The 23,342-nt window shown below is 65.8% G+C and carries 26 protein-coding genes; 8 read left to right on the forward strand and 18 right to left on the reverse strand.

All coding sequences use genetic code 11. From position 1 onward, the window contains the following. Positions 1-29 precede the first annotated feature (29 nt). From AB4879_RS21645 to AB4879_RS21655, 3 genes are all read left to right on the forward strand, one after another. On the forward strand, positions 30-674 hold the full coding sequence (locus tag AB4879_RS21645; RefSeq protein ID WP_370509215.1) for an NUDIX domain-containing protein: 645 nt from the start codon (positions 30-32) through the stop codon (positions 672-674). Positions 675-750: 76 nt separating this feature from the next. Then, a complete protein-coding gene (locus AB4879_RS21650; RefSeq protein WP_370509216.1) occupies positions 751-2,001 on the forward strand; it encodes a cytochrome P450 in 1,251 nt (416 codons plus the stop codon). A gap of 64 nt (positions 2,002-2,065) precedes the next feature. After that, complete coding sequence (locus AB4879_RS21655) at positions 2,066-2,491, forward strand: cupin domain-containing protein (RefSeq protein ID WP_370509217.1); 426 nt, start codon at positions 2,066-2,068, stop codon at positions 2,489-2,491. A 96-nt stretch (positions 2,492-2,587) separates the two neighbouring features. Here AB4879_RS21655 and AB4879_RS21660 read toward each other — a convergent pair whose 3' ends face one another. Together AB4879_RS21660 and AB4879_RS21665 are read right to left on the reverse strand one after the other, a co-directional pair. Then, the gene (locus tag AB4879_RS21660; protein WP_370509218.1) at positions 2,588-2,983 is read right to left on the reverse strand and encodes a type II toxin-antitoxin system VapC family toxin; all 396 of its coding nucleotides are present in this window, start codon (positions 2,981-2,983) and stop codon (positions 2,588-2,590) included. Continuing rightward, positions 2,984-3,232: a type II toxin-antitoxin system Phd/YefM family antitoxin gene (locus AB4879_RS21665; protein WP_370509219.1), complete on the reverse strand. Its 249-nt coding sequence runs from the start codon at positions 3,230-3,232 to the stop codon at positions 2,984-2,986. It lies immediately after the preceding gene. Between the two features lie 142 nt (positions 3,233-3,374). Between AB4879_RS21665 and AB4879_RS21670 the strand changes: the two genes are divergently transcribed. Further along, on the forward strand, positions 3,375-3,956 hold the full coding sequence (locus AB4879_RS21670) for a hypothetical protein (protein WP_370509220.1): 582 nt from the start codon (positions 3,375-3,377) through the stop codon (positions 3,954-3,956). 22 nt (positions 3,957-3,978) lie between these two features. Further along, entirely contained in the window at positions 3,979-4,887 is a 909-nt protein-coding gene (locus AB4879_RS21675; protein WP_370509221.1) for a hypothetical protein, read from the forward strand. On the opposite strand, the gene AB4879_RS21680 is transcribed toward AB4879_RS21675, so the two are convergent. After that, complete coding sequence (locus AB4879_RS21680) at positions 4,884-5,315, reverse strand: hypothetical protein (RefSeq protein WP_370509548.1); 432 nt, start codon at positions 5,313-5,315, stop codon at positions 4,884-4,886. The two genes, AB4879_RS21675 and AB4879_RS21680, sit on opposite strands and share 4 nt — an antisense overlap. A 148-nt stretch (positions 5,316-5,463) precedes the next feature. On the opposite strand from AB4879_RS21680, the gene AB4879_RS21685 reads away from it, so the two are divergent. After that, positions 5,464-6,273 carry a family 16 glycosylhydrolase gene (locus AB4879_RS21685; RefSeq protein ID WP_370509222.1) on the forward strand — a complete coding sequence of 270 codons (810 nt, stop codon included), beginning with the start codon at positions 5,464-5,466 and terminating at the stop codon, positions 6,271-6,273. Positions 6,274-6,292: 19 nt separating this feature from the next. Here the strand turns inward: AB4879_RS21685 and AB4879_RS21690 are convergent, their stop codons facing one another. The 4 genes from AB4879_RS21690 to AB4879_RS21705 all read right to left on the reverse strand — a co-directional run bounded on the left by AB4879_RS21690 (position 6,293) and on the right by AB4879_RS21705 (position 9,838). Next, positions 6,293-7,888 (reverse strand): hypothetical protein, encoded by a 1,596-nt coding sequence (locus AB4879_RS21690; protein WP_370509223.1) that lies wholly within the window; start codon positions 7,886-7,888, stop codon positions 6,293-6,295. Positions 7,889-8,088: 200 nt separating this feature from the next. Then, positions 8,089-8,271, reverse strand: a complete 183-nt coding sequence (locus tag AB4879_RS21695) for a hypothetical protein (protein WP_370509224.1) — start codon at positions 8,269-8,271, stop codon at positions 8,089-8,091. Then, positions 8,268-8,432 carry a hypothetical protein gene (locus tag AB4879_RS21700; RefSeq protein ID WP_370509225.1) on the reverse strand — a complete coding sequence of 55 codons (165 nt, stop codon included), beginning with the start codon at positions 8,430-8,432 and terminating at the stop codon, positions 8,268-8,270. Before AB4879_RS21700 ends, AB4879_RS21695 begins: the two co-directional genes overlap by 4 nt. Before the next feature lie 194 nt (positions 8,433-8,626). Further along, a complete protein-coding gene (locus tag AB4879_RS21705; protein ID WP_370509226.1) occupies positions 8,627-9,838 on the reverse strand; it encodes a TetR/AcrR family transcriptional regulator in 1,212 nt (403 codons plus the stop codon). Between the two features lie 135 nt (positions 9,839-9,973). Between AB4879_RS21705 and AB4879_RS21710 the strand changes: the two genes are divergently transcribed. Continuing rightward, positions 9,974-10,852 carry an oxygenase MpaB family protein gene (locus AB4879_RS21710; RefSeq protein ID WP_370509227.1) on the forward strand — a complete coding sequence of 293 codons (879 nt, stop codon included), beginning with the start codon at positions 9,974-9,976 and terminating at the stop codon, positions 10,850-10,852. Positions 10,853-10,857: 5 nt separating this feature from the next. On the opposite strand, the gene AB4879_RS21715 is transcribed toward AB4879_RS21710, so the two are convergent. The 11 genes from AB4879_RS21715 to AB4879_RS21765 form a co-directional block, all read right to left on the reverse strand. After that, on the reverse strand, positions 10,858-11,637 hold the full coding sequence (locus tag AB4879_RS21715) for a mannan-binding protein (protein WP_370509228.1): 780 nt from the start codon (positions 11,635-11,637) through the stop codon (positions 10,858-10,860). 5 nt (positions 11,638-11,642) lie between these two features. Continuing rightward, on the reverse strand, positions 11,643-12,224 hold the full coding sequence (locus AB4879_RS21720) for a DUF3329 domain-containing protein (RefSeq protein ID WP_370509229.1): 582 nt from the start codon (positions 12,222-12,224) through the stop codon (positions 11,643-11,645). 10 nt (positions 12,225-12,234) lie between these two features. Continuing rightward, positions 12,235-13,485, reverse strand: coding sequence for an MlaD family protein (locus AB4879_RS21725; protein WP_370509230.1), 1,251 nt, complete (start codon positions 13,483-13,485; stop codon positions 12,235-12,237). After that, positions 13,482-14,693, reverse strand: a complete 1,212-nt coding sequence (locus AB4879_RS21730; RefSeq protein WP_370509231.1) for an MlaD family protein — start codon at positions 14,691-14,693, stop codon at positions 13,482-13,484. Before AB4879_RS21730 ends, AB4879_RS21725 begins: the two co-directional genes overlap by 4 nt. Beyond that, the gene (locus tag AB4879_RS21735; protein WP_370509232.1) at positions 14,690-15,805 is read right to left on the reverse strand and encodes an MCE family protein; all 1,116 of its coding nucleotides are present in this window, start codon (positions 15,803-15,805) and stop codon (positions 14,690-14,692) included. The genes AB4879_RS21730 and AB4879_RS21735 overlap by 4 nt, the downstream gene beginning before the upstream one ends. Continuing rightward, positions 15,802-16,821 (reverse strand): MCE family protein, encoded by a 1,020-nt coding sequence (locus AB4879_RS21740; RefSeq protein WP_370509233.1) that lies wholly within the window; start codon positions 16,819-16,821, stop codon positions 15,802-15,804. The genes AB4879_RS21735 and AB4879_RS21740 overlap by 4 nt, the downstream gene beginning before the upstream one ends. Then, the gene (locus tag AB4879_RS21745) at positions 16,814-17,869 is read right to left on the reverse strand and encodes an MCE family protein (RefSeq protein ID WP_370509234.1); all 1,056 of its coding nucleotides are present in this window, start codon (positions 17,867-17,869) and stop codon (positions 16,814-16,816) included. Before AB4879_RS21745 ends, AB4879_RS21740 begins: the two co-directional genes overlap by 8 nt. After that, positions 17,866-19,242, reverse strand: a complete 1,377-nt coding sequence (locus tag AB4879_RS21750) for an MlaD family protein (protein WP_370509235.1) — start codon at positions 19,240-19,242, stop codon at positions 17,866-17,868. Before AB4879_RS21750 ends, AB4879_RS21745 begins: the two co-directional genes overlap by 4 nt. Continuing rightward, entirely contained in the window at positions 19,243-20,097 is an 855-nt protein-coding gene (locus AB4879_RS21755) for an ABC transporter permease (RefSeq protein ID WP_370509236.1), read from the reverse strand. Position 20,098: 1 nt separating this feature from the next. Then, the gene (locus AB4879_RS21760) at positions 20,099-20,971 is read right to left on the reverse strand and encodes an MlaE family ABC transporter permease (RefSeq protein ID WP_370509237.1); all 873 of its coding nucleotides are present in this window, start codon (positions 20,969-20,971) and stop codon (positions 20,099-20,101) included. Between the two features lie 279 nt (positions 20,972-21,250). Beyond that, entirely contained in the window at positions 21,251-22,324 is a 1,074-nt protein-coding gene (locus AB4879_RS21765) for a fatty acid desaturase (RefSeq protein WP_370509549.1), read from the reverse strand. 287 nt (positions 22,325-22,611) lie between these two features. Between AB4879_RS21765 and AB4879_RS21770 the strand changes: the two genes are divergently transcribed. Further along, a complete protein-coding gene (locus tag AB4879_RS21770; protein ID WP_370509238.1) occupies positions 22,612-23,322 on the forward strand; it encodes a GAF and ANTAR domain-containing protein in 711 nt (236 codons plus the stop codon). Positions 23,323-23,342: the final 20 nt, after the last annotated feature.

Raw genomic sequence — 23,342 nt, forward strand, 5'->3', positions numbered from 1 at the left:
GATCCGCACTTAATGCTAGGTTCTCCGTCATGGGCGACCGACCGGTGCACAACTATCCGCGGCCGACCGTCGCTGTGGACACCGCCTTGTTGACCTGGGACCACGGTCAGGGCCTGCTCGTGGTGGAGCTGGCCCGCGACGACACCGGCAAGTGGGCGCTGCCCGGCGCTTTCCTGCGCAAAGGGGAGACGTTGGCCGAAGCTGTCGAGCGCTCTCTTCGGGACAAGCTCGGCGTGCACGGCGTGCGGCCCCGTCAACTTCATGTGTTCGATGACCCGGATCGCGATGACCGAGACTGGGTGCTCTCCGTCGCCCACGTCGCGGTCGTACGCCCAGATCAACTCGGGGGCCTGGGGTCGGGTTCGGCCCGGCAGACGCGCCTGGCGCCCGTGGACCGCCCCGGCGAGCTGGCGTGGGACCACCCGGAGATCATCCGCCTGGCCAAGAACGATATCCGCGCACTGTACGAAACTGACCCGGACCCGGAGCGTTTACTGGGCAGCAGATTCACCCTGCGCGACCTACGTCAGGTACACGAGGCCGTCGCCGGCAAGAAGCTTCAGCGCGACAAGTTCCGTCGCACGATGGAACCGCGCCTTCTCGGCACCGGCACTCTTGAGTCGAACACCGGAACACGAGGCCGCCCGGCCGAGCTGTTCCGCCGAAGGCGATGACCCCGATTGCCCAATGCGACGCACACCACATAAGCTCACTTATTGACACCCGTCAAGTCTGTGTGAGCGAGGATGCATGACCAGTTCGATCGTCGATGACGCCGCCAAGGTTTTGGCCGAGCCGCGCGCCTACGCAGAAGAGACTCGGCTGCAGAAGGCCCTGGCTCACCTGCGTGAACACGCCCCGGTGTCTTACGTCGAGGTGCCCGACTATCGGCCGTTCTGGGCCATCACCAAGCACGCCGACGTGATGGCGATCGAGCGCGCCAACGAGCTGTGGATCAACGCCCCGCGCCCGATGCTGCAGACCGCCGCCACGGACGACCTGTCGGCGGCCAACCTCGCCGCCGGCGGTGGCTTGCGCACGCTCATCCACATGGACGACCCGCTGCATCGCGACATCCGCAAGATCGGCGCCGACTGGTTCCGGCCGAAGGCCATGCGCGCCTTGAAGACTCGTGTCGACGAACTGGCCAAGATCTACGTCGACAAGATGGTCGTCAAAGGTCCCGAGTGCGACTTCGTTCAAGAGGTCGCGGTCAACTTCCCGCTCTATGTCATCTTGTCGCTGCTCGGTCTGCCGGAATCTGACTTCGGCCGCATGCTCAAGCTCACCCAGGAATTGTTCGGCGGTGACGACGACGAGCTCAGTCGCGGCAAGGACCCGGAAGAGCTGCACGCGGTCATCCTCGACTTCTTCCAGTACTTCACCGCTCTCACCGCCGCGCGTAGGGCCCATCCGACCGAAGACCTCGCCTCGGCGATCGCCAACGCCAAGCTCGACGGCGAATTCCTGAACGACATCGACTGCCTGTCGTACTACGTGATCGTCGCCAGCGCCGGCCACGACACCACCAGCGCCGCGATCTCCGGTGGTCTGCTCGCCCTCATCGAGCACCAGGACCAACTCGCCCGGCTCATGGCACAGCCGGAGCTGATGGGCACCGCGGTCGAGGAGATCATCCGCTGGACCGCCCCGGTCAAGGAGTTCATGCGCACCGCCACCGCCGACACTGAAGTGCGCGGCGTCCCGATCAGCAAGGGTGAGTCGGTGCTGCTGTCCTACGTCTCGGCCAACCGGGACGAGGAAATCTTCGACCAGCCAGCCACATTCGACGTCGGACGCGACCCGAACAAGCACCTGTCCTTCGGGTACGGCGTCCACTTCTGCCTCGGCGCGGCCCTGGCGCGAATGGAGATCAACAGCTTCTTCACCGAGCTGCTGCCGCGACTGGAGTCCATCGAGCTGGCCGGCGAGCCGGAGTTCATCTCGACGATCTTCGTCGGCGGGCTCAAGCACCTGCCGATCCGGTACTCGCTGCGCTGACGCAATCGGCGTCGCCTGAGGTGTGGCCGACTACGCTGACACCACCACAAGTGGAAGGCGGCCCATGCGACTGTTCATCACCGGCGTCGACGCCGACGGCAGGTCCTGCCTCGTCAGCAGCGACGAGGTCGAAATCAATTCCGTCGCACCCGGTTTCGGCATCGCCATTCCCTACAACACGACACAGACCCCGCCGCCCGCGCGACCACAAGGCAACGCCGACCTCATCGACCAGTACCTCGAGCCCGGCCACGTCCGCTGGATGGTCGTCGACCAAGGCGCCAACACCGAGACGCCCAAGCATCACACTGACACCCTCGACCTCGAGCTCGTGCTCAGCGGAAGCGTCGACCTCATCCTCGACGACGGCGCGCACCGCATCGAGGCCGGCGACATGGTCGTCATGACCGGCGTCGACCACGCCTGGAAAGCTGGCCCCGACGGCTACCGCATGACCGCCGTCCTCATCGGCACCCCGCCGCCGGCATAAACGAAGTTAGGTCGCATCAACTTCAATCACCAACGCCGACAACCCACCTCCATCTCAGTTCAGTGAATGGGTATGGGGTGCAGGCCAATCACCGAATTACAGCGCCACCACGCGGACCAGTCCTGCAAGGCCTGCGAAGTCGTCCGCATTGCGGCTGTAGAGGTCCAGGCCATGGGCATGTGCGGTAGCGGCAATCAACAGATCCGCGAATCGGCTTCGAGGCTTGCGGCCTTCACTGATGACGGCCGCAACGACGAGGCCGTAGCTGCGCGCTGCCCTGTCGTCGAAAGGAATTGGCTCAATCAGCGATTCGATCTCCTGCAACCTGGACTGGCGTCTGGCGGCCTCTACCGGCGTACTTGCCAGGAGAGGACCGGCCGCCAGTTCGGCCGCGGTGATGGCGGAAATCGCCATCTCGTCCGGTAGCTTGTCGGCGACTGCCGGATCGTGCCAGTCGATCACCACCGATGTGTCCAGCAGCCCGGCCGCCATCTACAGGCTCTGATCGATCGCGGCGTCGAGATCGCGACGGAACTGGCCAGGGTCGATCCGGACCCCTGCGCCGGCGATGCGTGCCAAGTCGTCACGGGTGATGAACGTCTTGCGGGCGGACTGAATAGGGCGAAGTTCGGCGACTGGCTCCCCATGACGGGTGACGACGAACGTCTCACCCGCTGCCACCGCATCCATGAGCTTCGCGTTTTCGTTGCGCAGTTCACGCTGCGGGATCGTCCGGGCCACACAGGCCAGTGTAGCGAGGTGTGCTACAGCTGGCTACACATTGTCTCGGGATCGACCCGTGACGCACCCGCCGTCCGCAGAAGCCACGTTAGGTCGCCTGACCCCCCTAGACAACGCCAGTTGTCACACGGGAGACTTGCTCATGCACAAGGGGTTCACACTCGCGGCGGCACTCATCACGGCAGCACTCACCGCGACCCCAATTGCCAACGCCGACAACCCAACCCCGTCGCTCCCAGAGTTCGCTCCGCACGAATCCGGCTGGCAGCCCAACACAGGCGTCTATCCCTACAACCTCTGGCAGAACCGCGTCACCCCCGAGCAGGTCACCGCCATGCGCGACTCCTGCCAATGGTTCAACGCCCAGTACGACCCGCTGATGAGCCAAGTCTTCGGCTTCCAGCACTTCCTCGACAGCCAGCACGACAACTGGCAAGCACCCGGCGTCCAACAAGCCGCGAACACCATCGAAGCCAACCTCGACCAGTCCGCGGCCTTCCTCGACCCCCGCGCGCACACCCTCTTCATCGTGAACTATCCCGACCAGAGCGAGTATTCGCCTGTCTACAACGGGGATTCGATGTTCCATCTCTGGTATCAGCTCACCCAGATCAGCGACAACATGGATCACCAGCTGCCGTCGGGTCAGCTGAACGCCCACATCGCCACCGCCAACGTCTACGGCACCACCATCCGCGACTCGCAAGTGTGCGCCGGAGCCTGACGCCGGGCCGTAGCCTCAAGCGGTGATGATCGGTGTTCTGGCCGCCCTGCTGGCCTGCGTCGGCTACGGGGTCTCGTCGGTCCTTCAGGCCTACGGGGCGCGCAGGTCAGCAGCCGCCGCCGTCGGCCGCGGCGCGACCGGACACGTCACCGCCACCGGCGGACCGACCCTGCGCTCGACCCTGCACGCCGCGGTCACCGCAGCATTCATCGTCGGGATCGTCCTGGACGTCGTCGGCTTCGTGGGCAGCGCGGTCTCGGCGCGGCTGATTCCACTGTTCTTGTCCCAGACGATCATCAGCGCCAACCTGGTGGTCACCGCGGTGCTCGGGATCGCCGTCCTCGGCATCGGATTACGCAGCCGCGACTGGATCGCCATCGTCGCGGTCATCGCCTCGCTGTTCGTGCTCGGCCTCGGAGCTGGCGAGCGTGGCGAGGTGGACCCCGAACGCGTCATCCACTGGATCGTGCTGGCGGTGTCGGTGCTGATCCTGCTCGGCGGCATCGCCCTCACCCGCATCCTCGGGTCGCGCAGCGCCGTCATGGCTGGACTGATCGCCGGTGTGCTGTTCGGCATGCTCGCAATCGGTGTGCGCGTGCTCGATGGTGTTGAGCCGCTGCAGCCGTTCACCCTCGTCACCGACCCGGCGGCCTGGACCGTCGCCATCGCCGGCATCGGCGGCTTCTACCTGCACACCGTGGCGCTGCAACTCGGTTCGGTGAACGGGGCCACCGCGGCCCTCGTCGTCGGCGAGACGGTGGTGCCCGGCATCGTCGGCGTGGCGTTCCTCGGGGACAGCTCCCGGCCCGGGCTCGGCTGGGTGGTGGCCCTCGGGTTCGTCGGGGCCGTCGCCGGCGCCGTGGCGGTCGCGGTCTTCGGCGCAATCGGACATCAGGTCGAGACCGAAACCGAAGTCCCGCAACCCAACTAGCCGGCAGTGAACCGGATCGCCGCCAGCTTGTTCACCTCGACCGCCGCGCGGAATTCCTCCAGAGAAGGAATCCGGTCGTCGCGGAACCGCAGCCCCATCATCCGCTGCGCCCGCTTCACCCCATACGCAGAAGCGCACCGGTGAAACAGCGACACCGTCTGCTCACGATCCTCGATCAGTTCGCCCCGCATAGACCGCTCAACGCCGTCGTACAACACCGACGCCTGAGCCCCGCCGCGAAAATTCAGCTTCCACACGCTCCCGATCAACGCGTACAGGTCGCCGTCGATCCAATGCGCAGAAACCGGCACCACGAACTCCCGACCCGTCTTGCGCCCCTTGAACGACAGCACCATGAACTGCTTGCGCAGCCCGCCGGCCAGCGGGGTGCGCAACAGATACCGCATGAGCGGGTTGACGGCCCGCATGATCGCATCCGGCGGAGGCGCCGGAGTGATCGCCGCTGACTTATCCACCGGACAACGGTACGACCGCGACCCGCATAACCGCAGGTCATTCGCTACACAGCCGACCGCAAGGTTGCGCCTCGCCGAACGAAGCGGCTTGTATGGGGTCATGGATCGTCGCCAGATGCTCATGACCACCGGCCTTGGCCTACTGGTCGCCGCCACCAAGATCCCGCAGGCCGGCGCCGCACCGACCACACCAGTCCCGCAGGCCCCGGCGCCGCAGAACTACATCTTTCACGACGAGTTCGACGGCCCCGCCGGCTCCGCGCCCGACCCGTCGAAGTGGACCACCGCGCTGGCCCGTGAATCGATGGAAGACCCCACCTTCTGGGAGCTGCCGCAGAACGTCGGCCAGTACCGCGACGACCGCCGCAACGTCTACCTCGACGGCAACTCCAACCTCGTCTTCCACGCCGCCAAAGACGGCCCCACCTACTACAGCGGCAAGATCTTCGGGAAGTGGCAGGGCGGCATCGGCCACACCTGGGAAGCCCGGATGAAGTTGGACTGCCTGACCCCCGGCTGCTGGCCCGCCTTCTACCTGTCCAACGAGAGCCCCGTCAACGGTGGCGAAGTCGACGTCATGGAGTGGTACGGCAACGGCAAGTGGGCTCCCGGCACCGCTGTGCACGCCAAGCTCAACGGCGGCGAACACGTCAGCCAGACCATCTCCGTCGACAGCGCCTGGCACACCTGGCGCGTGGTGTGGGACGACGCCGGCATGAGCTTCTCCAAAGACGGCGCCGCGCCGTACTTCACCGTGCCGGCCCGTTCACTTCCGGACTGGCAGTTCAACGATCCCGGCTACACGATGATGCCGGTGTTCGACCTCGCGGTCGCCGGCTCCGGCGGCGGTGACCCCACCGGCGGCAGCTACCCGGCCAACATGCTGATCGACTACATCCGCGTCTGGTAACGATCGAAGCGCTCAAACGCTAGGGCGCGATCAGCTGACCGGCGTCCGAAGCCGCCTGCAGCAGTTGGGAAATGGTCAGCGCGCCGTAACCCGTCTCCACGGGACCCATCGGCAATCCCAGCCACGGCACCACCGTCGGATCCGGGTCGACGTCGAGGTTATACGCCTGCATGCCCGGCAGATGATGCTCGAAGAAGTTACCCAGCGTGTCGACCATGAAGATCAGATCGCCGATCGGGCCGTAGCCATACAGCGCCGATGCATTGAACAGCGGCGCAACCGCATTCGGGTCGCCGATCATCACGATCGCGCCGTAGTGCGGCTTGCTTCCGCCGGCGGGCACATAGGTCGGCATGAACGGCTGCAGACCCGGGAGATCGGTAGCGAAGTACGCCGCCGGGTCGCCATAGGTCTCGATGTTGACGAACCCGGAGTCGGCGCCGTTGCCCGCGACGATGGTGTTGATACCGGGACTCTCGAAGCCGATGCCGTCCAAACCCGTCTGCTGCGCAACGTATTCGGCTTCCCAGCCGCCCAGTGAGTGGCCGGTGACAAAGATGTCAGACGTGCTGTAACCCTGCAGGGCAGCGTCGGCCTGCACACGCTGAGCGAAGGCCAGCGCGTCGGTGAACGCCTGCGGAGTGGTGTGGGTGTAGAGGACCTGTAGGTCGGTGACGATCTGCGAGATGGCGATCAGCGGATTGAACAACAGGTTCGTTCCACCGGTGGTGCCCTGATAGGCGATGATGATCTGATTCTGCGGCGTCACCCACACCTGCGCTCGCTCGCCCGACAGGACGTTCGTGGACGTGACCGGCACCCCGTTGACGGTGAACGGCCGTAACCCGCCCGGGACACCGCCCAGCACGTATTCCGCCGCGGCGGCGTTCAGGAATTGGGCGACCGTCGGCGTCAGCGCGGTCGTCGGGCCGGTGTAGATCAGGGTGGGCGGTATCGGCTGCGTGGTCGGGGGCGCGTCCAGCCCCACCGCGTGCTCGATTCGGCGGAACACCGCGAAAATCAGGTTGTCGAACGGTGCGAAGTCGAGCGGGCTTTGCGGGCCGCCGACCGCGGCAGTGAGGTCGAGCGACTGCAGCACGGTGTTGACGATGTGGCCGGGCAGTGCGATCAGCTTGGCGATCGGGGACAGCGGCGCCGGGGGAGTCGGGCTCGTCGGCGCGGGGGTCGTCACGACGAGCGCAGCGCTCGCTGAGGTCTTTCTCGCCGTGGTCGCCACGGCACGGGTGGACGTGGCCGACGCCTCCGTACCCGGTGTGGGCGCGCTGATCGGAACGGTGACCGCGGCGGCACTCGCTGACCTCGTCGAGTTGCGCTGCGATGCAGTCGAATCCGGCCGGATCGTCGAGCGCCGGCTCGTCGCCAGGCCGCTGCCACGATGACTGTCGCGGCCACTGGCCGCCTTCCTTGGGCCGCTCGGCTGCGACTGACTTGACGACGACGACGACGACCCAGCGTGACCGGTATCGGCCCAGGCCGCAGCTTGTCCGCCGACGGTTCCGATGCCCAACCCGATGCCCACCGCGAGCGTGGCCAGGCCGCACCGGCATGCTGTCCTCTTGCGTTGGCTGGCGCGGCGCTGCGTCTGTCCCGTCATCGATCCCCATATTCCGTCACGGTGTCTCTGCGTTGCTGACGACGATATGACAACGGGGGATGTCGGTCTCGGTTTTCGCTGTCGAGCGTGGGGGCTGTCGTTGACGAAATGGCTGTCGACCACCGATACCTCACACGCTCGCTGCCAGAGGCGGCGCCCAACTTCTACCAAACCACCGCGTCGAGGTCGGCGTCTGGTGCCTAGCGCTCGTCGTCGGGATCTGACAGCTCGATTCTGGTCGTCGGCCGCATGTTGGTGGTCCAGCTCGGATTGATCACCGGGTCCGCCTCGCCGCGCCCAATCTTACGAAAGTACTTGAGTGACAGGTAGATAAACAGCCCCATCAATACGACCGCCACTATGGCGGCGATGATCTCGGTCATCGGCTCCCTTCCGGACGCGCCGCCAGTACGGCCTTCGTCGCAACCCGGTGCTGCGCGCCGAGTCCACTCACCGCGATGTTGCCGCGAGAGGCCGCCGCGTGGACGACTTCGCGAATCGATGCGGGATCCCACCGTTCGAACTCGACTACGGACAGCGTCATGGGTTAATCCTGAGTCGGCGGTGGTGCCAGATTTCGAAGCGCGCTGGCTCTGGTTTCCGCTTTCGCGATGCCCGCCGTAGCCAACGCCTCCGGGTCGGCGCGCAACCAATCTGACATCGACAACCCCCTCGTCAGCGGGCTAGTACTTCGTATTGGGCAAAGTCTAGCCACCGACGAGCCGGTAGTCACCCCAGCTAGCGACGCCGCACCGGCCGACCCAGCAGCGTGACCTCCATCAAGCGCCGGATCGTCGCCACCGACTCAGGCCCGGATTCCCGGGCGAACAACCGCCGGAAGTCCACCGTCAGCGCGAACGCCGCGCCCACCGCATACCGGGCGGCACCGATCTTCATCTCCGGCCGCGCTGCCGTCACCAGCCGCGCCCAAGCGTCCATCGTCGAATGCTCGATGGTCTCCAACACCCGCAGATCCTGCTCCGGAACGTTGTGTCGCTCTGTGTAATACACGTACGGCAGATCCGGCCACTCCATCACCCGGCCGAGGTACTCGTCCACCAAGTCGTCGAGCGTCGCCTCCGGATCGGAGTTGCGCGACAACGCATCCGCGGTATCACTGGAATGCCGATCGGCTGCTCGCCGGTATGCCAGCGCCAAGATGTCCGCCTTGCCCGGGAATGACCGGTACAACCCCGACGCCTGGATGCCGATTGCCGACGCGATGTCCTCCATGCTCGTGTTGCGGTACCCGTTCTCGTAGAACAACCGGACCGACTCGAAGAGCACGTGCTCGTACATCCCGGCCTCGGCGCCGACAACCAGAGGCGTGAGCCGCGGTGCGCCTCCGCGCCTCGCGGCAGGCAGCTCGGCAGCCAGGACGTCAGCCGTCATCGTGCACAGCAAGTTCCGGATGTCGGCTGCTGCAAGCGGATTGGAATGATCGGTGATGCTGCCGATGATGGTGAGCGCGGCCGCTGACAGCGTCCACGCCTGGCTCGGCTTCAATCTGGGCCGCAGCGTCAGCAGCGGCCGATGCATGCGCTCGTTCACCACTTTGAGTTGGTGGACCAAGACCGCGCGGTCAGCCTCTTTCAGGTAGCGCGCTTCCCAGCGATACAGCCCACCCGCCGCCCGGTTGGCGATGGTGGCGTCGACCAACGCAGAGGTCAACGCCTGCAAGGTCATTGCCGGATCGCCGTCCGTTTCGTCGGCGAACGCGGTGGTGTCGACCAGCATTTGGCTCAGTCCCAGCACCGCGTCGCGGAACAGGTCGTACTTGCTAGGGGAGTGGCGATACAACGCGGCGGGCGTGATTCCGACCCGCGCGGCGATGTCCTCCATGCTGACCGCGTGATAGCCCTGCGAACCGAAGGCGTCGGTCGACGCGCGCGCTATCTGCGCTTTACGGTCCTTGGGCCGCCGCCGTACAGCGGGTTCGCCATCTGACACGGACTCCACGCTAGTCGCTCCTCGAGTGCATCACCGCAAATTGATTCGAAGACAAGAACGAGTATTCACTTCTGCTTGTCTGCCGTCTCGCCTGTGTGAGACGCTTCATAGAGCTAGACAAGGGGAGATGTCTACATGCCAACGTCATCGCTGACCACCGCTGAGACCCGCATCAGGATTCACAAGAGAACCGCACGCTGGAGCGACGAACCCGTCACCGCCGCCGACGCCCTGGACTTCTGGTCCTTCGCCGCAGGCGCTGCCAACGTCATCATGCAGCTGTCGCTGCCCGGCGTCGGCTACGGCGTCGTCGAATCCAGAGTCGACTCCGGGAACCTGCTCATCCACCCGTGGAAGCGGGCCCGCACCACCTTCACCTACATCGCCGTCGCAATCATCGGCAGCGACGAGGACAAGCTGCTGTACCGCGAGGCCGTCAACTCCGCCCACCGCCACGTCCAGTCCACCGACCAAAGCCCGGTGCGCTACAACGCCTTTGACCGCGACCTGCAGATGTGGGTAGCCGCCTGCCTGTTCGTCGGGCTCGAAGACACCTACCAGCTGCTGCGCGGCGAGATGACCGCCGATCGAGCCGAGGGTTTCTACCGCTCCGCCTGGCCGTTGGGCACCACCCTGCAGGTCAGCGAGGACCAGTGGCCGCCCACCCGCGCTGCCTTCGATGACTACTGGAACACCGCCTGCCAGCGAGTCCAATTCGACGACACCGTCCGCGCCTACCTGTTCGACCTGATCGACCTCGAGATGATCAACCCGTTGCTGCGCATACCCTTTCGCGGTCTGCTCAAATTCCTCACCGCCGGATTCCTGGCGCCGGTATTCCGCGACGCCCTCGGCCTTGCGTGGAGCGCGCGAAAGCAGCGCCGCTTCGAACTGCTCTTCCGCTTCGTCGCCCTGGTGAACCGCTTCCTGCCCTCGTTCCTCCGTCAGCCTGGCCCGCACCTGCTGCTGGCCGACCTGCGCCGACGCGCCCGCCACGACAAGCGGCTGGTCTAGCGGTATCACGTTCCGCCGAACTCTGGTCGCAGTGCCGAACTCAACGCCGATAGCGGAATGTGCGCCTGCACAGTGCCGCCATCCATCGACCATTGCATGACCCCCGGGGTGTAGTTGATCGGCGAGTCATGAGCGACCGGATAGTCCGGCATGTACAGGATCAGCTCGTCGCCGGACAACGCCCACGCCTTGTACCCACCGGAATACACCGTGTCCGGTCCCCACCGCTCGGCCACGAACGGGTAGCTGCCCGCCTCGTGCGGGGGCGGCGCCTGATCCAACGCATCCTGAATGAAGGGCGCGCCCAGCGTGGCGATCGCCCCGAAGTCGACGCCGGGCTTCAGCACGTCGGCCAGGCCCAGCCGAACGCCGCGGCTCATGTCGAAGGTGAACGTGCGAAACGCATTGTTGGGCTTGGGTCCGTCGGCGTGGTAATCCTCGTGGAACACCACGCTGAGCACGTCACCCCGCTGTAACGTCTGGAAGTTCTCCTCGCCGAAGCTGTCCGCCACCATGTGCACGCCGACGGTGCGCCAGTTGGTGACCAACTGGGTCAGGTAGTCCCGAATGGTCGGGCCAGTGACGGGATTGTCGACCAGGTCGCCGGGCACTGCCACCTTGATGTCGCGGACAGCCTTACGTTCCGACAGCACCGAGGTGTGGCAGTACGCGCCGTCCCACTCGGCGCCGAGGCTCGAGCAGAAGTCCGGCGCCGACGCGCCGGCCACCGGCGCGACGGCCAGCGCCGCCACGACGAGAAGCACAGGAACCACACGAATGCGCATGCTAGTCAGGGCAGTTGGACTTTGCTGGCCCGCCAGACGCCGTCGACTTTCTCCAGCGTCATCTTGACCCGGCTGCGGTCGATCCGCGGATCCGGTGCCGCCTTGTTGGCCACCGTCTGGTCGATGAACATCAGCACCACGACTTTGTCCGGGGTGGCCGACTGCACGGCCGACTCGATCACCACACCGTGCGCGGTGGCCTTGTTGTCCAAGAGCAGTTGACGCAGCTGCGCGCTGGACTGCGAATACATGTCCTTGAATTCGCCGGTGGCACCGTTGAGTACCTCGGCGAAGTTCTGGTCGACGTTGTTGGAGTCGATGCTCGTCAGCACCTGCGCGTAACGCACCGCGGCCGCCTGGCCCTCCCGCGCCGCCACCTCGACGCGATGCTCCTGCCATGCCTGCCAGCCCAGGAAGCCCGAACCGCCGAGCAGCGCAACGATCATCGCGCCCAACAGCACTCGCCGAACCAGGGGCCACCGACGCCGCGTGACCGGCTCCTCGACAGCCTCGGTCTCGACGTCCGACACCACGTCGGACTCCACATCGGATTCGGTATCGGGTTCGGCGTCACTGGTGACGGTCATGGCAATCTCCTCAACTCGGCGGTTCGATCGGCAGCACCGGGCCGCCATAGGGGGTCGGAATGGTGTAGCGGCCCTTGGGTGTCGGGTCGGTCGTCGCACCCAGATCGGCGCCCGGCGGGGGACCGGCGGTGTCGTCGTCGGCTGGGCGCGGTGCGTTCTTTGCGCCGCGGATCAGCACCGCCGGGTCGTCGTCGCGGCAGTACGTATACAGGTAGGGCTCGGGGTAATCGGCCGACGATGCCGGACGCCGCGGCGTGCCGTAGTCGCATGCGTAGCGCGGGTAGATGTCGGCGGTCGCCCACAGGCCGTGGTCGTGCATCACGGTGGCCCAGGCATCGAGAAGCGATCCGCGGTAGTCCGGGAACAGCGCATTGAGGGCAGGTACCCGCACATACAACAGCTGCGAGGCGGTGGCCATGCTGGTCAGCAGCCCGACCATGGTGTCGGAGTTGTCGGTGAACAGAGCGTCGGTGGCCGACAGTGTTTGCGGCGTCTGATCGACGAGCCGGCGGTAACCGTCGACCATCTTGTTCACGCCGGTGAAGGTGCGATTCAAGTTGCCGGTGGCGACCTTGATCCCGGCGTTCTTGTCGGCCGCGGTGGTCAGCACGATCCGGCTGGTCCGCAAAATGCTGGTGGTCTGCGGCAGAACGGAATCCAGCGTCGACAACAGGAACGTGCCGCCGTCGATGATGTCGGCGAGCTTCTGTGGTCCCTGATCGGTCAGGCTCAACTCTTTCTTGATCAGTTCGAGCTTGCCCGGATCGACCTGTTTCAACATCCCGTCGGCGTGGGCGAGGACGTCAGCCAAGCTGACCGGCACCGAAGTCTTGTCCTGCGCGACGACGCTGCCGTCATGCAGGTACGGCCCGGCGTCGGAGGTCGGCACGAATTCGATGTACTGCTCACCGGCGGGGGACAGACCCGACACCTTCACCGGGCTGGCCGACGGGATCCGCACATCCGAGCGCACGGTGGCCACCGCGGCCACTCCGTCGGGCGTGATCGCCAGCGACTGCACCCGCCCGATCGGCACCCCGCGCAACGTCACGTCCTGATTGGGCAGCAGCCCACCGGATTCCGGCAGCTTGATCGTCACCCGGTACGCCGAGTCGAACGGCGTCACCCGCAGCGCACCCACCAACACGTACGCCGCTGCGACCACCAGCGTCAGGACCAGACCCACCGTCGACAACCACAACCGGTGCCGATAGCCGAACCCGACCCCACGCACCACGCGGCCGGCTGCCCACTCGATCATGGCGGCGGCTCCGACGCAGGCGGGCCAGGCGGCGGGCCAGGTGGCGCGACGATCACACCGCCGGGATCGGTGGGGCTGGGCAGCACGGGAACCTGCGGAACCCCGGGGCCGGACCCGACGACGCGCTGCTGCAACCGCCACAGCGTGTACTTGAACGTCCCGACCATCTGGGCCCAGTCGTAGCGCTTGGGTCCGTGGAAACCGGGGTCGCCGAGGAAACCGGCGTCCGGCATCGACCCGAGTACCAGTCGGTCGATGCTGGCCCGCACCGAAAACGAGTTGCTGGCAGTCGCTTTGATGATCGGCGGCATCAGCCGGTTCAGTGACCGCAGATCGGCGTCCGGGGCCAGCACCAGGTCGTTCCACGAGCGGGCGATGGTGTTGGCGTCACCGATCACACTGCGCCCGCTGGTGTCGGTGCCCGCGATCGACGGGAACTTCTGTAACTGCTTGCTGGTGTCGCCGGCCTGCTGGACGACGTCGGCGACGGTGTCGGCGTTGGCGGCCAGCGTGTCGGTCGCCGGACCCGCCGCGACCATCACCTCGCTCAGTGCCTGATTCTTGGCGTCGAGTTCGGCGGCCAAGTGCGAGGTTTCGGTCAACGCGTCCGAGATCTGGTCGGAGCGTGCTGTCAGCTTGGCCAGTGTGCCGTTGGTCTTGGCGATGATGTCGCCGAAGGCCTGCCCCTGATCGCCGGTGGCCTTACCCAACCCGTTGATGACGTTGGTGAAGTTGCGCACCGCGCCGCCGTTCACCATCACCGCGGCCGAACTGAGCACCGACTCCACGGTCGCCGCCGCCGTCGTCGAGTCCAGACCGATGGTGTCGCCATCCTTCAGCAACGGCGTGGCCGCCGAGGCGTCTGGCGGTGGTTTCAGTGCGATGAACACATCGCCGAGCGGCGTGGCCGAACGCAATTCGGCCGTACTGCCCCGCGGCAGACGCACCCCGTCCATGATCCGGATCGTCGTGACCGCGGTGTAATTGCGGGCCACCATCGTCTCGAGTTGGCCGACGTCGGCGCCGGCGAGCTTCACCTTGGCCTCGGCGGGCAGGTTCAGCGCATTGGAGAACATCGCGGTCAGCCGGTACCCACCGCTGCCGACGCTCGGGGCCGGTAGCGGCAGGCTGGACAGGCCGTTCGACGAGCACGCGGTGGCGCCGACCGCGACCAGAACCGCGGCAGCGGCCTGCTTCCAGCGTCTCATTTCTGCCCCATCGCGGCCATGCCGTCGAGAACGTAGGTCAGCCCGAAGTCCGGGCCGAAATCCTGCAATGTGCCGGTGCTGCAGCCCAGTTGGCGCAAACCCATCAGGTTGCAGATCTCCTTGGTGTACTGGCTGTCGAACAACACCCGATCGGTGAGCACCCGCGCCCGTGCCGCGCCGTTGTTCTGGTCGACGACGTTGTACATGTTGTCCAGCGTCAGCGGCGCGACGTCGAGGAACTCCTTGAGATCACGCTGCCGTTCGACCAGTGTGTTCGCCGTCGTATTTCCGTTTTTGACAACAGCTTTGATGTTGTCGCGGTTCTTCTCCAGGAAATCGCCGACCTGGGCCAGCAGGGTGTTCATGGTCTTGCCGGTGGTGCCGCTGCCGAAGTCCTCGTCGTTGACGATCTGGCTGAGCTGCCGCACGGTCGCGCCGAACTCGCGCAGCGTCGCGTCGTTGTCGGCGGCGGCCTGCATCAGCGAGCTGAGGTTGCGCACGATCGTGGTCAACTGGTCTCGGGTCTGTGCGCCGCCATCGGCGGACAGCCGCAAGGCATTCGACAGCTGTCCCAGCGCATCCTTGATCTTCTGGCCGTTTCCGTCGGCGATCGCCGCGCCCGAGTTGACGACGTTGGCCACCGGTCCGTTACCGTTTCCGTCGCCCTTGAGCGAGGTGGAGATCTTGTCCAGAACACCAAGCACCCGGGCGAACTCGACGGGCGTCTTGGTCCGCGGCAATCCGATGGTGTCGTGATCCTTGAGCACCGGACCGCCGCGATATGGCGGAGTGAGCTCGATCTGCCGGTCGGTGAGGATCGACGTCGAAATCGTCACCGCCTGCGCATCCGCCGGGACCTGCACGCCGCGGTCGACGGTGAACTGCACCTCGACGTAGCCGCTCTTGGGGGTGATCGCCGTGACCTTGCCGACCGGCATGCCGAGCACCGCGACCGTGTTGTCGACGTACAGCCCGGCGGCGCTGTCGAATTGCGCGGTCAGCGTGATGTGGTCGGTGGCCGACCGGAAGTACGTCCACGCCACGGTGATCGCCGACGCAGCCACCACCACGACCACCGTCAGAACGGCCAGCAGCCGGGCCCGCGCATTCATTTGCAGTCCTTGTAGTACTGGATCATGTTGAACTGCTTGGCTCGTCCGCTGATGGCGCACATCCAGGAGTCGACGGCAATTCCGTTGGGCGTGTTGAAGTCGACGGCGTTGCCGGTGCCGCTGGCGTTGGCGAAACCGCGCAGTGCCACCGGTCCGGCCTGCAGGGTGCTGCGCAGCAGATCGTCATGTTGGGCCAGCAGGTCGGACAGCCGGCGCAGATTCGTGATGGTCTGGTCCAACTCGCCACGGTTGGCCACCACCGTGGTGCTCATCGTGTTCACCAGGTTGGTCAGCGCCGCCATCATGGCGTGGAACGTCGCACTGCGATCCACGAACCGGCCGATCAGCTCCTGCCCCTGATTGATCATCGCGGCGATGTTGGCGTGCTGGCGCTCCAGGGTGCTGCTGACCATGTCCGTGCTTTTCAGCAAGGCGCCCAGCTGGTCTCGCCGGTCGGCGATCACGGTCGACAGGGTGTGGATGTTCTGCATGGCCTGCGGCACCACGGCGGGCAGGCCCTGCATCTGTTCGCCCAGGATCGCCAGCGACTTCGCGAACGAATCGGTGTCAACCTGCTCGTAGGTGGTCGTCACGTCGGCAAGGGCGGCCTGCAGGTCATACGGCACCTCGGTGTGCGACAGGTCGAAGGTGTTGTCGGGCAACGTCCCACCGTCGACGGGCTCCAACGCCAGATAGCGCGACCCCAGGATGGTGGCGACCTTGATGACCGCCTTCGAGTCCTTGCCGATCGCGACGTCGTCGCGAACCTCGAGGCCGGCTTCGACGTGGTCGCCGGCCAACGTCATGCTGGTGACCTTGCCCACCTGGATGCCGCCGATGGTGATCGGGTTGCCCGCCTGCAGGGCGGCGGCTTGAAGGAACTTGGCGGTGTAGTGCCGGTGACCGACATTGGCGGCGTTGGCAATCAGCATTGCCCCGACGATAACGGTGACCACGGCGACGGCGATCAGGCCGAGCCAGGTCTTGTTGTAGGTCTCCAGCGGGCGCCTAGCCATTGGCCGTGTTCCTGCATCGTGGGGTGTACATCGCCTTGTTTCCCGGTGTCGCCGCGTTGACGATGATCGGCGTGATGTCGTTCAGGCCGGGGAAGAACCCGGTGCCGTTCAGATCGCAGGCGTACGCGTTGGCGAAGGCACCTTCGTTGGTGATGCGGGCCAGCCCTTTGAGCATCAACGGCAGGTTGTCACCGGTGAACGCCAGCTGCGGCTCGATGTCGACCAGGTGTCCGGTGAAACCGGGCTGGCGGGTGATCATCTCGTTCAATGACGGGCTGACCGTGTCGGAGATCGTCGACAGTTGGCGGATCACCCGGGCCATCGCCCCTGTCGAATCGACCAGTTCGGTGCGCCGGGCATTGAAGTCCGATACGACTGAGCTGGTCTGGGACAGCACCTGGTCGAGGCTGGTGTTCTGCTGGGCCAGGCTCGCCATCACGGTGTTCAACTGAGTGATCACATCACCGAGCACCTGATCGCGCCCGGCGAATGTGTCGGTCAGCGTGGAGGTTTGGCTGACCAGGTTCACGATCGACGAGTTGTCGCCCTGCAGCGATTGGATGACGCCCTTCGTCAGGTTGTCGGCGTCGCGGGGGTTGAGCACGCTGAACAGTGGTTCGTAGCCGTTGAGCAGTGTGCCGACGTCGAAGGACGGATCGGTGCGCTCGACCGGGATCGTGGCATGCGGTGCGAGCGGGCCCGGGCTGCCGATCTTTCCGAGTGACAGCCCGAGGTAGCGCTGCCCGACGATGTTCTGGTAGGTCACCGACGCGACAGTGTTGCCGAACAGGTGCTGATCGTTCTGTACGACGAACGACACTTTGGCCAATGTGCCTGCCAGTTCGATCTTTTCGACCCGCCCGACGCGCACGCCCGCCATCCGGACGTCGTCACCTTCGCGCAGGCCGTACACGTCGGTGAACATCGCGGCATACGGGGTGGTGGGGCCGGCCACGTCGCGGCGCAACGTCACGTACACCAGCCAGGTCAGCGTCACCGCCACCACCATGAACAGTGACAGCCCGATCAGCGGGGCGCGGAACTTCATCTCGACCCTCCGGCCTCGGCGCGCAGTGGCGGCGCCGGAGCCGGCGGGGCCGGCGGCGGCGGGGCATCGTCGGGATTGGCGGCAAGCGGCACCGGGGGAAACGGCGGGGCCCACCACGGTGTCGGGGGATTGGGGTCGGCCAGGTTCGGATTCGGGTTCACCAGCGGGGGGCCGACCGCGACGAGATTGCCGTCCGGGCCGACGACGGTGCCTGGCGTGGGGGCCAGATCCTTGGGCGGTTGGTAGTTCTGCGGCAGCAGCATCTCGGGCAGGTCTGGCCGCACGACGATCTTCGGTGCCGTGTAGCAGCTGGCCCCCAGCAGCTGGCCGTAGCGCGGGCAGTCGGCCCGGGTGTAGTCGTAGCTCGGTGTCAGCGACAGATTGACTCGCATGTTGCCGGTGTCCAGCTCCGGCATCCATACTTCGTCGAAGAACTTGCGGGACAATACGTTCAACTTCGTGAACGCCGGCACGAACTTGCCCGCGTTCATCGCGAGGCTGCCCAGCACCGGCGTCAGGTCGTGGCTGATGCCGGTCAGCTGGTCGATGTGATTGTCCAGCGCGGTATGCGTGGTGCCGAGGGTGTGCGCGCCACCGGTCACCAACGCGGTCAAGGCCGACCGCTTTTCGGCCAGCACCCGCATGGGCTGCACCGCCTGGTGCAGCGCGTCAACGAGATCCGGTGCGGTGGCGGCCAACCCGTGCGTGGCGTCGATCAGCGCCGACACCGTCGACGGCCCGTCATCGGTGCTGACGACGGAATTCAGCTGGTCCAGCAGCCGATTCAACTGGGCGCCGCCGGCGAGCAACTTTGTGCGCCGGTTTTCGGTGGCGGCATTGACCGCGGCCAGGATCCCGACGCTGCGGTCCTCACGGCCGCGCCCGGTGGCGGCCAGCACGTCACGCAGCTTGCTGATGGTGGTCTGGAAGAGCACGGTCGGCAGCTGGGTGTCCTCGGGAATGTGTTCCCCGGCGCGGATCGCCGGCCCGGCCCCATCGGCCACGAGTTGCACCGACGACACCGCGAACACATTGGACGGGACCACCCGGGCCGTGACGGTCGCCGGGATGGAGCCGGCGTATTCGGGTTTCAGGTCGATGTGGACGTAGTTGGGATGACCGTTGGCGGCGGGGACCACGCTGTCGACCGAGCCGACCAGGACACCGTGATATTTCACATCCGACTTCTGCGGCAGCCCGTCGCCGACGTTGAGCAGGTCGGCGACCACCCGCACGTAGTTGTCGAGCTTGCCGTTGGACTTGAGCAACAGCACTGTCGTCACCAGGGCGGCGACCACCACGACGGCCAGCCCGCAGACCAGCAGCTGACGGTCGGTGGGGCCGCGTCCGTCGAGGTCGAAGGAATTCGCCATCTAGCCGCCGAACCTCGCCCCGGCATCAACGCTCCACAGCGCCATGGTCATCAGCATGTTCACCACGATCGTCACGGTGATCGCCGCGCGCATCGCGTGCCCGGCGGCGATGCCGACGCCCTCGGGTCCGCCACTGGCGTAAAAGCCGTAGTAGCACTGGATCGTCGAGGCGATCCAGACGAACACCACCGCCTTCAGCAGTGAATACAGGATGTCCGTGCCGGACAGCATCAGCGTGAAGTAGTGCAGGTAGGCGCCGTTCGATCCGCCGCTGATCACCTCGACCACGATCTGGGTGGTCAGGTAGCTCACCGCCAAGCACAAGACGTAGAGCGGGATCACGGCGACGACGGACGCCATCAGTCGCGTGGTGACGAGGTAGGGGATGGGGCGGATCGCCAGCGAGTCCAGCGCGTCGATCTCCTCGGCGATCCGCATGGAACCCAGCTGTGCGGTGAACCGGCAGCCGCCCTGTGTCGCGAATGCCAGCGAGGCCGCGATCGGCGCGAGCTCGCGGGTGTTCACCAGCGACGAGATGATCCCGGTCGCGGGGCCCAGCCCCAGCAGGTTCAGGAAGTTGTAGCCCTCGATGCCGACGATCGCGCCGACCGTGACCCCCAGCACCAGGGCGACGCCTGCGGTGCCGCCGCCGACCACCAATGAGCCGTTGCCCCAGGCGATATCGGACAGCAGGCGGGCGAATTCGGTGCGGTAGTGGCGCAGCACGATCGGTACCGCTGCGACTGCGCGGATGAAGAACACCAGCATGTGGCCCAACCGCACGACCGGCGAGGCGAGTGTCCGGAGGAACCGGGCCCATGGAATCCGGAACGGGCTGTAGGTCGATACGGTCACGTCACAGCCCCACACGAGGGAAGAGCATGTTGTACAACTGGCTGATCGCGACGTTGACGATCATCAGGATCAGAATCGATTCGACGACAGCGGCATTCACCGAGTTCGCCACGCCGGTCGGGCCGCCTTTGGTGGACAGCCCCTTCTGACTGGACACGATCGCGACGATCGCGCCGAACACCACGGCCTTGAGCAACGCCAGCACCATGTCGCCGGGCGTGGTGAACGACGCGAACGTGGCCACGAAGCTGCCGGGCGCACCGTTCTGGAAGTAGACGTTGAACAGATAGCTCGCCAGGAACCCGACGAAGCACACCACTCCCGTGAGAGCGACGCCGATCATGATCGCGGCGGCGAACCGCGGAACGACGAGGCGGCGAATGACCGAAACGCCCATGACCTCCATGGCGTCGATCTCTTCGCGCATCGTCCGTGAGCCCAGGTCCGCGGTGATGGCGGAGCCGACAGCGGCCGCCATCAGGATCGCGGCGACCAGGGATGCGGCCTGCCGGATGACGGCCAGCCCGCTGGCCGCACCGGCCAGCGAGGTGGCGCCGACCTGGCCGGCGAGCAGAGCGAATTGGATCGACAGCGTCACCCCGACCGGCAGCGCCACCAGCACTGTGGGGACCACGGCTGTTCCAGCCATGAAAGCGCCTTGGCGGACGAACTCCTGCAGCGGGAACCGGCCGGTGACCAGGTCGAGGAACAAGTATTGAAGGGTTCTCACCCCGAGGACGAACTGATCACCGACGGTCGCCAGCGATGCCAGCGGATGCCGCTTCACATAACCGACGGTCCACCCGCCGACGACGTCGACCGCCCTCGGGTTGGCCGCAGCGCCCGAGGATGGCAATTCCTCGGCCGTAGTCATGATCGTGCCCGCATCGTCGCCAATCCGAAATCCGCTTCACCGTAGGATATTTGACGACCACGATCGAGCTCACGAGCGATGATCACATACAACAAGCCATCACTACGCGAAGTTCAAAGGGCGCCACGTCAACCTCCCCAACCTGTCGCCACGGTATGACCCGGCCGCTCCCGGCGTCAAGAAAATGGAGAATATTCGTTAACATAATCGAACCTATGGTGTGCCTAAGTGAACGTCAGGTCACCAGGAGGTGCGGTGTCATACGAAGACGCGCGTGGCTCAGGCGGCGCGGTCCGGCAGCGCCAGCTTGAGGATGGTCCGCTGCGTCTGAAGGAATTGGCGAAGCAGTGGGCCGGTGGTGTATGGCAGACCGTATTCCTCGCAGAGCGGGCGAACCCGCCCGGCGATCTCGGCATAGCGATTGCTCGGCAGATCGGGAAACAGGTGGTGCTCGATCTGGTAGCACAGGTTCCCGCTGAGGAAGGCGAGCACCCGGCCGGCTTTGAAATTGGCACTGCCCAGCATCTGTCGCAGGTACCATTCGCCCTTGCTCTCCTGCTGGACGACATCGGGTGTGAAGGTCGACACCCCGTCGGGGAAATGCCCGCAGAAGATCGCCACGTAGGCCCAGATGTTGCGCACGATGTTGGCGGCGACGTTCGCTGACAGCGCCCGCCGCCAACGAGATCCGTTGAGAGCCGGGATCGCAACGTAGTCTTTGATGACCTGACGCCTGATCTTGGCCTTCAGCGCGCGCGTGTGGCCTTGGCGTTGCTCTTCGTTGGTTGCGCGTTCATGTTCCGAGTGCAGACCGTGCAGGGCGATGCCCCACTCGAAGATGACGGCCAGCAGCGCGTTGCGAAACGGCTGCATCAGATTGCGCGGCCGCCACGCGACGTCGCGGGTCACCCGCATGATGCCGAAGCCGAGGTCGTCGTCGACGCCGACGACGTTGGCGTACATGTGGTGCCGGTAGTTGTGTGAGTACTGCCATTGCGACGACAGCCCGGCCATGTCCCACTCCCAGGTGGTGGAGTGGATCTCGGGATCGTTCATCCAATCCCATTGCCCGTGAACGACGTTGTGGCTTATCTCCATGTTCTCGACGCTCTTGGCCACGGCCAGCGACGCCACCCCGAGCAGCCACCCACGCCGTGATCGGCTGCCGAAGATCAGCAGTCGGGCGCCGGCATCGAGTGCTCTCTGGAACATGATCGTCCGGCGGATGTAGGCGGCGTCGCGCGCGCCGCGCGAGTCCTCGACGTCGCGGCGGATCGCATCGAGTGCGTCCGCCAAGGAGTCGATGTCGTGCTGGCTCAGATGGGCATAGTCGGCCACGTCTGTGATGGCGATGAAGAGTCCTCGGGTACTCGACCGTTGTGCGTTGAGCGGCAACGGCATTGGAGGAGTGCCCGTCTGTGAGCGGATGCTCGCGGTGCCGCAGAGGTGGGGCGCCGATTCGGGCCGGCTGCAGGTGCCAGCAGCTTCAGCTTACCCGTCTGGGGGAGTGCTGCCGGACGGCGCCGTCTCCGCTCGGCTTCGGCAAATCCGAGCAATAGGGCACCGAGTAGAGGAGGGTGGGGGCATGGCCGCGGAACTGTCACCCGTCGGGCCGGCATCTCAAGCCTGGTCCGGCTAGTTTGACGATCCAAGACGAGCTTGTTGCGGCCGTCGACGGCCAGCGTGGAGTGAAAGCCGCCGACCGGCTCTGTGAGGCGTGCGTGCTTCTGCTCGATGTCGATGCAGCCGCGATCTCACTGGTGTTCGACGGAGCCAACGCCGGAACGCTGGGCTCCAGCAGTGCGACGGCCCGGGCGTACGACGAATTGCAGTTCACCTACGGCGAAGGGCCGTGTCTGGACGCGGTGCTCCAGCGAGCCCCGGTGGTGGTGGTCGATCTTGCCCACCCCGGAGAAGGTCGCTGGCCGAATTACGGGCGGGCCATGCTGGAGCATCGGATCCGGGGGGTTTATGCCATGCCGGTACTGGCGGCCGGTGAATACGTCGGCGCCCTGGACCTCTTCCGGGCGCAGCCGGGTGCTCTGGCGGATGACCAACTCGCGGGCGCGGCCGCCGCCGCCGAGTTGGCCGGTATCCCGGTGCTGGATCTGCTCGTCGGAGATCTGCAGGCCGCCGTCGACGACCCGAGTAGCAATGCCTGGGCTGAACTGTGCACGCTCAGTCGCGCCGAAGTCAGCCAGGCCACCGGAATGTTGGTGGCGCAATTGGACATTGATCCGACCGAGGCGCTGGTGCGGCTGCGTGCGCACGCCTACGCCACCGGCCGCACCGCCACCGAAGTCGCCCGCGACATCATCAACCGGCGGCTGAGACTGGATACGGACCGATGATGACGACAGATACGCACGCA

Origin of the sequence: Mycobacterium sp. SA01 (assembly GCF_041287105.1) — a bacterium.
Classification (GTDB): Bacteria; Actinomycetota; Actinomycetes; order Mycobacteriales; family Mycobacteriaceae; genus Mycobacterium.

Bases quoted from the DNA above. Each gene is read 5' to 3' on its own strand.
- AB4879_RS21645 (WP_370509215.1), top strand. From the start codon at position 30: ATGGGCGACCGACCGGTGCACAACTATCCGCGGCCGACCGTCGCTGTG.
- AB4879_RS21650 (WP_370509216.1), top strand. From the start codon at position 751: ATGACCAGTTCGATCGTCGATGACGCCGCCAAGGTTTTGGCCGAGCCG.
- AB4879_RS21655 (WP_370509217.1), top strand. From the start codon at position 2,066: ATGCGACTGTTCATCACCGGCGTCGACGCCGACGGCAGGTCCTGCCTC.
- AB4879_RS21660 (WP_370509218.1), bottom strand. From the start codon at position 2,983: ATGGCGGCCGGGCTGCTGGACACATCGGTGGTGATCGACTGGCACGAT.
- AB4879_RS21670 (WP_370509220.1), top strand. From the start codon at position 3,375: ATGCACAAGGGGTTCACACTCGCGGCGGCACTCATCACGGCAGCACTC.
- AB4879_RS21680 (WP_370509548.1), bottom strand. From the start codon at position 5,315: ATGCGGGCCGTCAACCCGCTCATGCGGTATCTGTTGCGCACCCCGCTG.
- AB4879_RS21685 (WP_370509222.1), top strand. From the start codon at position 5,464: ATGGATCGTCGCCAGATGCTCATGACCACCGGCCTTGGCCTACTGGTC.
- AB4879_RS21690 (WP_370509223.1), bottom strand. From the start codon at position 7,888: ATGACGGGACAGACGCAGCGCCGCGCCAGCCAACGCAAGAGGACAGCA.
- AB4879_RS21695 (WP_370509224.1), bottom strand. From the start codon at position 8,271: ATGACCGAGATCATCGCCGCCATAGTGGCGGTCGTATTGATGGGGCTG.
- AB4879_RS21700 (WP_370509225.1), bottom strand. From the start codon at position 8,432: ATGACGCTGTCCGTAGTCGAGTTCGAACGGTGGGATCCCGCATCGATT.
- AB4879_RS21710 (WP_370509227.1), top strand. From the start codon at position 9,974: ATGCCAACGTCATCGCTGACCACCGCTGAGACCCGCATCAGGATTCAC.
- AB4879_RS21715 (WP_370509228.1), bottom strand. From the start codon at position 11,637: ATGCGCATTCGTGTGGTTCCTGTGCTTCTCGTCGTGGCGGCGCTGGCC.
- AB4879_RS21720 (WP_370509229.1), bottom strand. From the start codon at position 12,224: ATGACCGTCACCAGTGACGCCGAACCCGATACCGAATCCGATGTGGAG.
- AB4879_RS21725 (WP_370509230.1), bottom strand. From the start codon at position 13,485: ATGATCGAGTGGGCAGCCGGCCGCGTGGTGCGTGGGGTCGGGTTCGGC.
- AB4879_RS21730 (WP_370509231.1), bottom strand. From the start codon at position 14,693: ATGAGACGCTGGAAGCAGGCCGCTGCCGCGGTTCTGGTCGCGGTCGGC.
- AB4879_RS21735 (WP_370509232.1), bottom strand. From the start codon at position 15,805: ATGAATGCGCGGGCCCGGCTGCTGGCCGTTCTGACGGTGGTCGTGGTG.
- AB4879_RS21740 (WP_370509233.1), bottom strand. From the start codon at position 16,821: ATGGCTAGGCGCCCGCTGGAGACCTACAACAAGACCTGGCTCGGCCTG.
- AB4879_RS21745 (WP_370509234.1), bottom strand. From the start codon at position 17,869: ATGAAGTTCCGCGCCCCGCTGATCGGGCTGTCACTGTTCATGGTGGTG.
- AB4879_RS21750 (WP_370509235.1), bottom strand. From the start codon at position 19,242: ATGGCGAATTCCTTCGACCTCGACGGACGCGGCCCCACCGACCGTCAG.
- AB4879_RS21760 (WP_370509237.1), bottom strand. From the start codon at position 20,971: ATGACTACGGCCGAGGAATTGCCATCCTCGGGCGCTGCGGCCAACCCG.